Below are 12,891 nucleotides of genomic sequence, written 5' to 3'. Positions count from 1 at the left end.
TTCCGTGGAGCGAAAAGTCCCGGATTGGACTTTTTGCGACTCTATCATAATTGAGCTCGCGAAGACAAGCATTACCCCAGTTCCTGGCCTTCCTCCGTGTCCGACGCCTGTCACGCCAGAGGCGTGATGAGCTCTGTGGTGAATCCGCTCTTGCCGCCTTTACAGGAACCGCGCCTTCCCCCGCATTTATGCCTTTCTCCGATTTTCTTCCGCCGTCGCTCTTCGAGCTATGGCGTGACAAGCCGTGTCTCCGTGGTGAGTAGAGGGTTCCGGGTTCCGGATTCCAGGTTCTTGGTTCTGAGTAGTGATCCTGGTCGCTCAGTCGCTCCGTCGTCCGGTCGTTTTTTCTCCCCATCTCCCCTTCTCCCCCTCGCCCCCTCACGGTACGGGGCGTGGCACGCCCCTACAGCCGTCCCGCCTCCTCTTCCCTGAGCAGCTTGTACTCGATGGAATCCACGAGGGCCTGCCAGGAGGCTTCGAGGATATTGGCGGAAACACCAACGGTGGACCATCTTGTCTCGTTGTCGCCGGATTCGATGATGACCCTGGTCACGGCGGCAGTGCCCTTGTCCTCGGGGAGGATCCTGACCTTGAAATCGATGAGCCTCACGTGCGCCAGGACCGGGTAGAACTTGGTCAGCGCCTTTCTCAGGGCCGCGTCCATGGCGTCAACGGGACCCTGACCGACCGCGGCCGTGTGCTCCACGTGATCGTCAACCTCCACCATGATGGTGGCCTCGGACAGGGGCGGCTTGTCCCACTCCCGTTTTTCGTCGATGACCCTGAACCCGACGAGACCGAAGAAACGCCGGTGGCGCCCGAGGGCTTTTTTCAGGAGGAGTTCGAAGGACCCTTCGGCCGATTCGTAGAGGAAGCCCCGGTTCTCCAGGTCCTTGATCTGTTCGAGGACCTCGGCGATGGCGGGATCCTTCTCGTCGATCTCGATCCCGAACTCCCTGGCCTTGAAGATGACGTTGCTCCGGCCCGAAAGGTCGGAAAGGAGGACGCGGGTCCGGTTCCCGACCTGGTCCGGGTCGATATGCTCATAGGTCTCCCGGTTCCTCTGCATGGCAGAAACGTGGACGCCGCCCTTGTGGGCGAAGGCGCTGCGCCCGACGAAAGGCTGGTGGGAATAGGGGCTCATGTTGGCGATCTCGGCGATGGTGCGGGAGATCTCGCGGAGCCGCGCCAGCCGTTTTCCATCCACGCCGCAGGTGAGCCCTTTCTTGAGGATCAGCGATGGGATGATGGAGCAGAGGTTGGCGTTGCCGCACCGCTCGCCCCATCCGTTCATGGTGCCCTGGACATGACGCCCCCCCTGCTCGATGAGAAGCAGGCTGTTGGCTACCGCGCACTCGGAGTCGTTGTGCATGTGGGCCCCGATCCGGGCCCCGGGCAGCCTCTTCTGCACCGACCGTACGATGGCCTGGATCTCGGCGGGAAGGGTCCCGCCGTTGGTGTCACACAGGACGAGGCAGTCCGCCCCCGCATCGTGGGCGGCTTCGAGGGTTTTAAGAGCGTATTCGGGGTTGTCCTTGTAGCCGTCGAAAAAGTGTTCGGCGTCGTAGAACACGATGTCGGCGTTGGCCTTGAGATGGGCCACCGAATCGTTGATCATGTCAAGGTTCTCCTCGAGGGTCGTCCTGAGGGCCTCCTTGACATGAAGGTGCCAGCTTTTTCCGAAGATGGTGATCACATCGGCCGCGTCCAGGAGAGCCTTGATCTGCGGATCATCGGCAGCCCTGATCCCCTTGCGGCGGGTGGACCCGAAAGCGGCGAACCGGGCGTTGGAAAGGCTGATATCCCTGGTCTTCGCGAAGAACTCCATGTCCTTGGGATTGGAGCCGGGCCAGCCGGCCTCGATATAATCGACACCCAGTTCGTCAAGCTTGCGGGAAATAGCGACCTTGTCGATCAACTGCAGGCTGATCTCCTCCGCCTGGGTACCGTCCCTCAGCGTGGTATCATAGATGACGACACGATCTTTGTTTTTCGCGGCCATGGCCCATTACCTTTCTATTGTTAGGGTCGCAGAAAGTTCTGGCGGAACTTCCTGCTCACCGGAAAGGGGAAAGCGTCGTTTCCCCTTTCCTCACGGATAAATGACTTTCCTTCGCATCATTTATCCGGGCGCCCCGAGCGGGGCGCGTTGATGACTCTCCAGTGCCGTCATCAACTGTTAGGGTCGCAGAAAGTTCTGGCGGAACTTCCTGCTCACCGGAAAGGGGAAAGCGTCGTTTCCCCTTTCCTCACGGATAAATGACTTTCCTTCGCATCATTTATCCGGGCGCCGTTCCCAGGCGCAATGCGGAAGCTCTTAGCACTTAGCTCTTATCACTTACCACTTAGCACTTAGCTCCCAGCCTGTTCAGACTGTCTCACCCGCGAGGTCGAAGGCATCGTGGAGGACACGCACGGCAAGTTCCGCGTATTTTCTATCGACGACGCACGAAACCTTGATCTCCGACGTGCTGATCATCATGATGTTGATCCCCTCGGCGGCCAGGGCCTGGAACATCTTGGAAGCGACTCCGGAGTGGCTTCGCATACCGTTACCGATAACAGCCACCTTGGCCACCTTCTCCTCGAAAAGGACCTCGTCGAAACCGATCTCACCCTTGACGGTATCGATGATGCCGAGGGCCTGTTTCAGGTCGTTGCGGGGGACGGTGAACGTCAGGTCGGTGAAACCGTCGGTGCTGATGTTCTGGATGATCATGTCGACGTTGATGCTGGCCGCGGCGATCGGGCCGAAGATCGCGGCGGCGATCCCGGGCCTGTCGGGGACCCTCCGGATGGAGATCTTCGCCTCGTTCTTGTCACAGGTCACACCCGATACCATTACCTTTTCCATATCAGAATCCTCCTTGGTCACCCAGGTGCCCTCCGTTTCCGTGAAGGTGGAGCGGACGTGGAGTGGAACATTGTATTTTTTGGCGAACTCGACTGAACGGATCTGGAGCACCTTGGCGCCCTGGCTGGCCATCTCCAGCATCTCGTCGTAGGAGATCTTGCCGATCTTCCGGGCGTCGATCACCACGTTGGGATCGGCCGTGTAGATCCCTTCGACGTCGGTGTAGATCTCGCAGGAATCCGCCTTGAGGGCAGCGGCCACGGCCACGGCAGAGGTATCCGATCCTCCTCTGCCGAGGGTAGTGACATCCCCCTTGCCGGTGATCCCCTGGAAACCGGGCACGACGACAATTTTCCCCTTTTTCAGTTCATCCCTGACCTTCTGACCGTCGATCTTGCTGATCCTGGCCTTGGCGTGGACCTCGTCGGTGTAGATGGGGATCTGAAAACCCATCATGGAAACGGCTTCCTTCCCCATGGTCTTGAGGGCCATGGAGAGAAGGCCGATCGTGACCTGCTCACCGGTGGAGACCACCACGTCGTACTCCCTTGGATCGGGCTGCTCCATGAGCTTCTCGCACAGGTCCACGAGCCTGTTGGTCTCGCCGGCCATGGCGGAAACGACGACGACCACGTCGTTGCCCGCGTCCGCCGTTCGTTTGACGATGGACGCCACATGCCTGATCCTGTCGACATCCCCCACGGAGGTGCCGCCGAACTTCTGGACAACTAGAGCCATATCCTGTTGCCTCCCCTCTGTGTTCACACGTGCGTGTGTGCATTTATCCGTTTGTCCGTAGGTGCGTGTTGTGTCCGTGTCTCCGTGTTTCCGTTTGTACGCAGGTGGGTAAGTGCGTTTGTGCGTATGTGCGTATATCCGTAAGTGCGTGTGTGAGAAAGAGCACTAAACATTCACGTGCGCTCCTTTTCGCCTCCACGCTTCACGCTTTACGCGATCACGTTTTTTCCTTTACGCATCCACGCACTCACACGTTCACGCAATCACGTTTTTTCTCTACGCATTCACGCTTCACAATGATTTTATGCCACTACGCTCCACGGACACACGCTGTCACGAATTTCTAAAACTCTCCTCTCACGAACCGCCCCATGAGTTCATGGCCGGACTCGATGTGCAGTCCGGTGGCGGCCGCGTTCTCCTCGTCGTACGCCCGGCCCGAACCGGCGCTCCGGGCGGGATCCAGGACCGCGAACGGCACAGGCTCCCCGGAGTGGGTCTTGATCTCGAGGGGCGTGGCGTGGTCCGGCGTGAGCAGGACCCTGTGCGGTCCGAGCTTCTCGAGCCCTTTCAGCACGGGGCCGACGATCCGGCTGTCGAAATCCTCCAGGGCCATTAACTTTTCGGCAAGCTTCCCGCCGTGACCGGCCTCGTCCGGGGCCTCCACGTGGAGGTAGACGATGTCCACCCTTTCCAGCGCCTCGAGGGCGGCTGCCGCTTTCCCCTCGTAATCGGTGTCCAGGTACCCCGTGGCCCCGGGGACGTCGATGACCTCGAAGCCGATGCAGGCCGCAAGTCCCCGCAGAAGGTCCACCGCCGTAATCATGGCGCCGGCAAGGCCGTAGGTTTCCCTGAAAGGGGCCATCTTCGGCCTGAACCCCTGTCCCCAGAGCCATATGGCGTTGACGGGATCCCTGCCTGCCGCGAGGCGCGCGGCATTTACCGGGTGATCGGCCAGCAGGCTTACCGCCCTTTCCATGAGCCCGAGGACCTTTCCGGAGGCCTTGCCCTCGAACCAGCCCTCGGCAAGCCGCTTGTCGGTGAGATCGTGGGGCGGGGCGACCTCCATATCGTCCAGGCCGTCCCGCCAGACCATGAGGTGCCGGTAGGACACACCCGGGAAAAACTCGATCCCGTCACCCCCGAGTTCCCTCTCCAGATCGCGGACGACAGCTATTGCTTCCTCGTCGGACGGATGGCCGGCGGCAAAGTCCTTCATGACGAGGTCAGGCGTCACGGCCCCCGATATGCGGGTGTCGAGCCGCCCCGCGCCCCCCTTCTTCGCCAGGGTCACCAGGTTGCACCGGAACGCCACGTCCGCCGGCCCGAGAGCGACCCCCATGCCGGCAGCCTCGATGGGTGACCGTCCGGTATAAACAGCGGCGGGATCGTAACCGAGCACCGACAGGTTGGCCACGTCCGATCCAAGGGCCATCCCGTCCGGGATGGTCCTGACCGTTCCCAGGACACCGTTGGCGGCAATGCGGTCCATGTTCGGCGTCGCCGCGGCCATGAGGGGGGTGCGCCCGTCAAGTTCAGGGATGGGCCTGTCCGCCATGCCGTCCCCCAGCAGGACGATATGTTTGACCGGAGGGCTCAAATCCACTCTCCTTCCGGCAGGATCCTCATGAGAAAGCTCTTTGCCAGCGTGACATCCAGGCCGTCGATGCGGGCAAGGGCCCGGGTCATCCTGGAATAGGGGGCCCCGTGAACGATCATGACCAAGGGGACGTCGCCCCCCTCCTCCATCTGGCGCCCTCTCTGGATCACCGAGCTGATGCTGATGCCCTCTTCCCCGAGGATCCCCGATATGGCCGAAAGCACGCCCGGCTGATCTTTGGCCGAGATCCTTACATAATACTCGCTCACGGTGTCGGCGGCCAGCCGGCACGGTTTTTCGCCGCGGACCCCCAACCGGCTTCCGCCGACAGGAACCCTTCCTACCGCACCGGAAAGGAGGTCCCGGGCACACGAAACGATGTCCGCGACAACGGCGCTGCCGGTGGGCAGGGCCCCGGCGCCGCGTCCGTAATACAGGGACGGCCCCATGTTGTCATCTTCGATGTACACGGCGTTAAACACGTTGTCCACCGGCGCCAGGGGGTGTCCCTCGGGTACAAGGGCCGGGTGGACCCACGCCTCCAGAGACCCGCCCTTCATCTTTGCCGATGCCAGCAGTTTGACCCTGTAACCGAACTCCTCGGCCATTTCCAGGTCCAGTGGGGTCACCCCGGTGATCCCCTGGCAGGGCAGGTCCTTCCAGGAGACCGGCGTGTTGAAACACAGGTTCACCAGGATGGACAGTTTCTGGGCGGCGTCGATCCCGTCCACGTCCATGGCCGGGTCCGCTTCCGCGTAACCCATCTCCATGGCCTCAGCGAGGATCTCCCCGTAGGGGCACTTTTCCGCGGACATCCTGGACAGGATATAGTTGCAGGTCCCGTTGATGATCCCGGTCACCGAACGGATCCGGTTGGCCACGAGCCCCGCCTTTATGGTTCTCACCAGGGGGATCCCGCCGGCGACACTTCCCTCGTACAGCAAAGAGACGCCCTTCTCCTCGGCCCTTTCCACCAGTTCCTGCCAGTGTTCGGACAGAAGGGCCTTGTTGGCCGTGATCACGTGCTTGCCCTTATCCAGGGAATCGAGGATGAAGGTGCGGGCCGGTTCGATACCGCCGATGAGTTCAACGACGATCTGGACATCGGGATCATCAATAACGGACCGGGCGTCGGTGGTGAGGACAGCCGGGTCAAGTTTAATATCCCGGGGGCGATCGAGATCGAGGTCAGCGATCCTGACGACCTCGATGGAGGCGCCGAGCCGTTCGGCCAGGATGTCCCCGTTTTCCTGAAGGATCCGGATCGTTCCGCATCCGATGGTACCCAGACCGATGATTCCGACCTTAACAGGGTCCATCACTGCATCTCCTCCAGCCGCTCGACGACGCGATCACCCATCCAACCGCAGGAGATGGCCTTCTCACCCACCCCGGCGATGTCACTTGTCCGGGAACCTTCATCCAGGACCATCTCCACTGCCTTGCGAACAGAGTCGGCAGCCTCGGGGGCGCCGCAGCTGATCTGAAGCATCATGGCCACGGAAAGAATCGTGGCCAGGGGGTTGGCTTTCCCCTGTCCGGCGATGTCGGGAGCGCTCCCGTGCACAGGCTCGTACAGGGCCGCGTCGCCTCCGACGCTTGCGGACGGAAGCATGCCGATAGATCCCGTGAGCATGGCCGCCTCGTCGGACAGGATGTCCCCGAACAGGTTGCCGGTGACGATGACGTCGAACTGGGCCGGGTTGCGGATAAGCTGCATGGCGCAGTTGTCCACGTACTGGTGATCAAGCTCGATGTCCGGATAGTCCCGGGCCACTTCAATGACCACTTCCCGCCAGAGGCCCGACACCTCAAGGACGTTGGCCTTGTCCACGGACGTGACCTTCCGCCGTCTTTGCCTTGCGTTCTCGAAAGCGACACGGGCCACCCTTTCGATCTCGGCCTCCGTATACCTCATGGTGTTGTAGCCGACCCTGCCCCCGGGCGTCGCATCGATCCCCCTCGGCTCTCCGAAATAGATCCCGGACACCAGTTCCCTGACAACGAGGAGATCGATCCCCCTCAAAACCTCCGGCCTGAGGGTGGAGGCGGACACCAGGGGACCGAAGACCCGGGCCGGTCTCAGGTTGGCGAAAAGGTCCAGGGAGCCCCTGAGCTGCAGGAGTCCCTTTTCGGGCCTCTTTTCGGTTGGGAGGCCGTCCCACCGGGGTCCGCCCACCGCACCCAGGAGAACCGCGTCGGAGTTCCTGGCCCGGTCCAGGGTGTCCAGGCTGATGGGCGCGCCCTCCGAATCGATGGCGGCGCCGCCGGCCAGGGCCTCGCTCATGACGAAGGTCAATCCGTACTTTCGGGACACGGTTTCAAGGACCTTGACGGCTTCGGCCGTCACCTCGGGCCCGATGCCGTCCCCGGGGAGGACCAGGATGTCGAACCGCTTCTTCTCAGCCGCCATGGTGTTTTCCTTCCAGGAGGTAGGGGATGAGCCCCCCCGCCTCGATAAGATCCACCATGAAGGGTGGATAGGCCTCCGCCTGGTACTGATGGCCCTTTGTCACGTTCCGGATGACACCGGTGGCCGGGTTCACCTCGACTTCGTCCCCCGTGTCGATCCCCCTGGCCGCCCCCTCGGATTCGAAAATGGGCAGGCCCATGTTGAAGGCGTTCCTGTAGAAGATCCGGGCGAAAGACCCCGCGATGACACAGGAGATCCCGGCGGCCTTGATGGCGATGGGGGCGTGCTCACGGGAGGAGCCGCACCCGAAATTCTTGCCGCCCACCATCACGTCCCCGGGCGACATCTTCGCCATGAACCGGGGATCGGCGTCCTCCATGCAGTGGGAGGCCAGTTCATCGGGATCGGAGGTGTTGAGGTACCTGGCCGGTATGATGGCATCGGTGTCCACGTCGTCCCCGAAACGCCATGCCTTTCCACTTAGTATGTTTGGTTTGCTCATAAGATCACCTTTTTTGAAGGTCAAGCCCGATACATGCTGTTTACATTGTCAGCGCGAAGCGCAAAGGGCGAAGCGCGAAGAAATGAGACTCAACTTCGTTCTTCGTACTTTGACCTTCGCTCTACCATCAGTTCCCTATAAATCTTCCGGTGAACTGATGGTGCCAGTGATGGCTGAAGCTGCCGCGACGGCCGGACCGGCCAGGTACACCTCGCTCTTCGGATGTCCCATCCTGCCGACGAAGTTGCGGTTGGTGGTGGCCACCGCCCGCTCTCCCTCTGCGAGGATGCCCATGTGTCCGCCCAGGCACGGTCCGCAGGTGGGCGGACTGATCACCGCCCCGGCGGACAGGAATATGTCGAAGAGACCTTCTTCGAGGGCCTGACGATAGATAAGGGGTGTGGCCGGGATCACGATCATGCGCACACCGGGTGCCACCTTGTGTCCCTTGAGGACGCCGGCCGCGGCCTTAAGGTCCTCCAGGCGGCCGTTGGTGCACGACCCCACCACGACCTGGTCGATGGCGATGCCCTTCCCCTCCCCCACCGGCCGCGCGTTTTCCGGAAGATGGGGGAAAGCCACCTGGAGGTCCACTTCGGCGGCATCGATCTCCACGACTTCGACATACTCGGCATCCGGATCGGATTGATAGAGTTTCCATTCCCTGGAGGCCCGCTCCCTCACGTACTGCTCGGTGATCGCGTCGGGCTCGATGATACCGTTCTTGGCGCCGGCCTCGATGGCCATGTTGCACATGGTCAGGCGGTCAGGCATGGGAAGGGCGCGGATCGTATCGCCGGTGAACTCCATGGAGCGGTACAGGGCTCCGTCAACACCGATCTTCCCGATGATATAGAGGATGAGGTCCTTGCCGCCCACCCACGACCTGAGCGCGCCCCGGATGACGAACTTCATGGCGGCGGGGACCTTGAACCAGGCCTTGCCGCTGATCATGGCCCCGGCGAGGTCGGTGCTTCCCACTCCCATGGAGAATGCTCCCAGGGCGCCGTAGGTGCAGGTGTGGCTGTCGGCCCCGACGACAAGGTCGCCCGGGATCACCAGCCCCTTTTCGGGCAGGAGGGCGTGCTCCACTCCCATCTCGCCGAGCTCGAAGTAATGGGTGATGTCGAAATCCCTGGCAAATTCACGCAGTTCCTTGCACTGCTGCGCCGAGGCGATATCCTTGTTGGGGGCGAAATGGTCCGGGACGAGGGCGATCCTGTCCTTGTCGAACACCTTCCGGATCCCCTTCTCCCTGAGGATCCTGATGGAGATGGGGGCAGTGATGTCGTTCCCCAGGGCGAGATCCACGTCGGCCATGACGATCTCGCCGGGATGGACCTCGTCCCGCCCGCAGTGGGCGGCGAGGATCTTCTGGGTTATTGTCTGTCCCATAAAATCTCCTGACATGATTTCAAATGTGGAATTCGTTTTACAGGCTCGGCCTCTCCGTCTCGGCTGTCTCCTGGCTCCGTTTCCGATACTCCAGCTTGTTCAGGGCGTTGACGAAGGCCCGCGCCGAGGCGACCACGATGTCGGAAGAGGCGCCCTGCCCGATGATGGTGTAGCCGTCCTCGCGGACCCTTACGGTGACTCCGCCCATCGCGTCGGCTCCCCCGGTGATGGCGGAGACGGTAAAGCGCAGCAGCTTCGCCTTGCTCTTGCAGATCTTCTTGATCGCCTTGAACACCGCGTCCACCGGACCGTCCCCGAACTCGGCCCTGGTCCTGACCTTGCCGTCCACCTCGACCTCGACGGTGGCCGTAGGAACGACGTTCGTCCCGGAAGTGAAGATCGCGCTGACCAGCCGGAACCGGTCGGGGATCCGCAGGATCTCCTCGGCGATGAGGGCCTCGATGTCCTCGTCGTAGACCGTCTTCTTCTTGTCGGCCAGGGCCTTGAAGGCGAAGAAAGCGGTCTGCAGCTGCTCCTCAGTCAGGTCGATGCCCATGTCCTCAAGCCTCTTCCTGAAAGCGTGCCGCCCCGAATGTTTGCCCAGGACCAGTGAACTCTCCTTGATCCCCACGGACTCGGGGGTCATGATCTCGTAGGTCATCTTGTCCTTGAGCATGCCGTCCTGGTGGATCCCCGCCTCGTGAGCGAAGGCGTTGGCCCCGACGATGGCCTTGTTCTGCTGCACCAGTATCCCGGTGATCCCGGATACCAGCCGGCTGCCCCGGTAGATCTCCTGGGTCCTGACGTCCGTGTGGACATCGAGGTAGTTCTGACGGGTCCGGATGGCCATGACGACCTCCTCCAGGGAGGCGTTGCCGGCCCTTTCCCCGATGCCGTTGATGGTGCACTCCACCTGCCTGGCCCCTGCCTGGACCGCGGCCAGGGAGTTTGCCACCGCCAGGCCCAGATCGTTGTGACAGTGCACCGACAGGACCGCCCGGTCCACGTTGGGCACCCGCTCCCGGATCGTGGCGATGAGGGCGCCGAACTCCGCGGGGATGGCGTACCCGACGGTGTCCGGGATGTTGACCGTCTTCGCCCCGGCCTCGATGACCGCCTCGACAACCTCGCACAGGTAGTTCACATCGCTCCGGGCGGCGTCCTCCGCGGAAAACTCGACGTTGGGTGTATAAGCCGCGGCGTGGGCCACGGCGTCCACGGCCGCCTGCCTCACCTGGTCGTGGGTCTTCATGAGCTTACGCTTGACGTGGATGTCCGAGGTGGCGATGAAGGTGTGGATCCTGGGCTTTTTCGCCTCCCTGAGGGCTTCCCACGCCCGGTCGATGTCCTTTTTGCTGGCCCGGCAGAGCCCGGCGACCTCGGTCTTTTTCAGGACACCTGCCACGGCCCGGACCGCCTCGAAGTCACCTTCCGAGGCGATGGGAAACCCCGCTTCGATGACGTCGACGTTCATGCGTTCGAGCTGCCTTGCCACCTGGACCTTCTCCTCCAGGTTCATGGATGCTCCCGGCGACTGTTCTCCGTCCCTCAAGGTCGTATCAAAAACGAGGATCCTGTCAGACATTTTCCTTCTCCTTCCGTAGGGTAACACGCTGTCTGTTCCATCGGCCTTCCGGACCGGCCCTGCCATTCAACCTGAGGTCACTTTCGCTTAGACCCATGGCGCGTCACCACCTCCTCTCCAGAGTCCTCGAGAATGTCTTCATCCTCAATGGTAAATGTTTCCAGTTCCTCGACATCACCCGAACCGAGCTTCCGAACGATCCAGGGCCCGAGCAGCGGGCCGAGAACGACGTAGAAGATCCCGAACCCGAACATAAAGTACACCGGGTAGTTGGCCGCGATGACCAGGAAAAGCACGATGAGGGCCAGGACCTGGAACGCCTTCCGGCGCGGGATCACAACCTGCTTGAGACTGGGGTACGGGATCGTGCTTACCATGAGCAGCCCCAGCGCGTACGCCCCGACAATAAATACCGCCTCAACGACGGGGGTCGTGAGGGATTCGGTTCCCACGAGGAGGACCGTGATGGCGACCATCCCTGCCGCCGCGGGGATAGGGAGCCCGGTGAAGTGCTTCTGCCCCACCCTCTGGGCCTGGACGTTGAAACGGGCCAGGCGCAGTGTACCGCAAGCCATGTACAGGAACGCCCCCAGCCATCCGAAACGTCCCAGGGGCTGGAGCACCGCCGTGTACATGAGCACCGCCGGAGCCGCCCCGAAGGCGAAGGAGTCGGACAGGCTGTCATACTGGACGCCGAAAAGGGACGAGGTCCGCGTCAGCCTCGCGATGCGTCCATCCAAAGCGTCGAACACACCGGCGATGATGATGGCCAGGGCCGCCCTCATGTACTCCCCGTCCAGGGAGGAGATGACCGACACGAACCCGGAAAAAAGGGACATGGTGGTGATCATGTTGGGCAGGAGGTAGATCGCCCTCCTGCCGCGTGCCTGTCGGTCCTTTTCCATGCTCATACCAGTCTCGCGAGAACGGTTCTGCCCGCGGTGACCCTGTCTCCCAGCTTCACGTTGGGGATCGCCTCGGTCGGAATGTACAGGTCCACCCGTGAACCGAAGCAGATAAGGCCGAACCTTTCGCCCCGCCTCACCTCGTCACCCGCCCGCAGACGGCAGATGATCCTCCTGGCCACCAGACCTGCCACCTGTACCATGAGGGACTGCCGTCCCTTTTCGTCCTCCATGTGGATCTCGGTCCTCTCGTTGATGACCCCGACATCGTCCAGGTGGGCCATGGCGAACCCGCCTGGAACGTGCCTGACGGAAAGGACCGTGCCGTCGGCGGGGATCCGGTTGACATGAACGTTGAAAACACTCATGAAAACGCTGATCCTCAGCGCCGGGGCGCCCAGGAACCTGTTCTCCTCCCCGGTGTCCACGGCCACGATACGGCCGTCGGCGGGCGACAGGAGGTCCCCGTCGGCGACCGTTGCGATCCGCTCGGGATCACGAAAGAAAAGGAGCACCGCAAGGGCCACAACACCGGCCACGGCTCCGGGGACAACAAGTCCCGACAAGAGCAGAAGCACCGATACGGCGGCGGGACCCGCGGCGAAAGCGACCCCTATCCGGGCGACCCTGGGCATAGTCATTTTTGACAACCTCTCAAAAAGCTTCATCGAGCCATTTTGCAGGGCGGTGCTGATATGATCGTTTTCCCCCTCAATCTTGACAGGGTCGCAAAAAGTCCAGGCGGGACTTTTCCTGGCTCATTAATGCCCTGGGGAAAGGGAAAAGCGTCGTTTTCCCTTTCCTTACAATGACTGCTGATAAATCACCAAAGTCTGTGCGAGACTTTGGCTCCACGGGAAGGGAAAAGCGTGGTTTTCCCTTCCCTCACGGATCGCTGA

Annotated in this window: 10 protein-coding genes; all 10 read right to left on the bottom strand. The window is 61.8% G+C overall.

Features of this window, described 5'->3' with window-relative positions; genetic code table 11:
- Nucleotides 1-403: 403 nt before the first annotated feature.
- On the bottom strand, nt 404-2,002 hold the full coding sequence (gene cimA, locus P1S46_08765) for a citramalate synthase (GenBank protein ID MDF1536576.1): 1,599 nt from the start codon (nt 2,000-2,002) through the stop codon (nt 404-406).
- A 366-nt stretch (nt 2,003-2,368) separates the two neighbouring features.
- Nucleotides 2,369-3,592: an aspartate kinase gene (locus P1S46_08760; protein ID MDF1536575.1), complete on the bottom strand. Its 1,224-nt coding sequence runs from the start codon at nt 3,590-3,592 to the stop codon at nt 2,369-2,371.
- 343 nt (nt 3,593-3,935) lie between these two features.
- A complete protein-coding gene (locus P1S46_08755) occupies nt 3,936-5,192 on the bottom strand; it encodes a cofactor-independent phosphoglycerate mutase (protein ID MDF1536574.1) in 1,257 nt (418 codons plus the stop codon).
- Nucleotides 5,189-6,511 (bottom strand): homoserine dehydrogenase, encoded by a 1,323-nt coding sequence (locus P1S46_08750; protein MDF1536573.1) that lies wholly within the window; start codon nt 6,509-6,511, stop codon nt 5,189-5,191. The genes P1S46_08755 and P1S46_08750 overlap by 4 nt, the downstream gene beginning before the upstream one ends.
- Nucleotides 6,511-7,605: a 3-isopropylmalate dehydrogenase gene (leuB, locus tag P1S46_08745; GenBank protein MDF1536572.1), complete on the bottom strand. Its 1,095-nt coding sequence runs from the start codon at nt 7,603-7,605 to the stop codon at nt 6,511-6,513. Before leuB ends, P1S46_08750 begins: the two co-directional genes overlap by 1 nt.
- Complete coding sequence (locus tag P1S46_08740; GenBank protein ID MDF1536571.1) at nt 7,595-8,107, bottom strand: 3-isopropylmalate dehydratase small subunit; 513 nt, start codon at nt 8,105-8,107, stop codon at nt 7,595-7,597. Before P1S46_08740 ends, leuB begins: the two co-directional genes overlap by 11 nt.
- Nucleotides 8,108-8,242: 135 nt before the next feature.
- Complete coding sequence (leuC, locus tag P1S46_08735; GenBank protein MDF1536570.1) at nt 8,243-9,502, bottom strand: 3-isopropylmalate dehydratase large subunit; 1,260 nt, start codon at nt 9,500-9,502, stop codon at nt 8,243-8,245.
- Nucleotides 9,503-9,539: 37 nt separating this feature from the next.
- Complete coding sequence (locus P1S46_08730) at nt 9,540-11,087, bottom strand: 2-isopropylmalate synthase (GenBank protein MDF1536569.1); 1,548 nt, start codon at nt 11,085-11,087, stop codon at nt 9,540-9,542.
- A 77-nt stretch (nt 11,088-11,164) separates the two neighbouring features.
- Nucleotides 11,165-11,998: a CDP-diacylglycerol--serine O-phosphatidyltransferase gene (pssA, locus tag P1S46_08725; GenBank protein ID MDF1536568.1), complete on the bottom strand. Its 834-nt coding sequence runs from the start codon at nt 11,996-11,998 to the stop codon at nt 11,165-11,167.
- Nucleotides 11,995-12,633: a phosphatidylserine decarboxylase family protein gene (locus P1S46_08720; GenBank protein MDF1536567.1), complete on the bottom strand. Its 639-nt coding sequence runs from the start codon at nt 12,631-12,633 to the stop codon at nt 11,995-11,997. Before P1S46_08720 ends, pssA begins: the two co-directional genes overlap by 4 nt.
- Nucleotides 12,634-12,891: the final 258 nt, after the last annotated feature.

The organism is bacterium (assembly GCA_029210545.1).
Lineage (GTDB): Bacteria > BMS3Abin14 > BMS3Abin14 > BMS3Abin14 > BMS3Abin14 > JARGFV01.
This window is presented reverse-complemented; position numbering and strand designations above follow the sequence as displayed.

What these genes read in the sequence shown, in the direction of transcription:
- cimA (MDF1536576.1), bottom strand. Translation starts at nt 2,002, where the DNA reads ATGGCCGCGAAAAACAAAGATCGTGTCGTCATCTATGATACCACGCTG.
- P1S46_08760 (MDF1536575.1), bottom strand. Translation starts at nt 3,592, where the DNA reads ATGGCTCTAGTTGTCCAGAAGTTCGGCGGCACCTCCGTGGGGGATGTC.
- P1S46_08750 (MDF1536573.1), bottom strand. Translation starts at nt 6,511, where the DNA reads ATGGACCCTGTTAAGGTCGGAATCATCGGTCTGGGTACCATCGGATGC.
- leuB (MDF1536572.1), bottom strand. Translation starts at nt 7,605, where the DNA reads ATGGCGGCTGAGAAGAAGCGGTTCGACATCCTGGTCCTCCCCGGGGAC.
- P1S46_08740 (MDF1536571.1), bottom strand. Translation starts at nt 8,107, where the DNA reads ATGAGCAAACCAAACATACTAAGTGGAAAGGCATGGCGTTTCGGGGAC.
- leuC (MDF1536570.1), bottom strand. Translation starts at nt 9,502, where the DNA reads ATGGGACAGACAATAACCCAGAAGATCCTCGCCGCCCACTGCGGGCGG.
- P1S46_08730 (MDF1536569.1), bottom strand. Translation starts at nt 11,087, where the DNA reads ATGTCTGACAGGATCCTCGTTTTTGATACGACCTTGAGGGACGGAGAA.
- pssA (MDF1536568.1), bottom strand. Translation starts at nt 11,998, where the DNA reads ATGAGCATGGAAAAGGACCGACAGGCACGCGGCAGGAGGGCGATCTAC.
- P1S46_08720 (MDF1536567.1), bottom strand. Translation starts at nt 12,633, where the DNA reads ATGACTATGCCCAGGGTCGCCCGGATAGGGGTCGCTTTCGCCGCGGGT.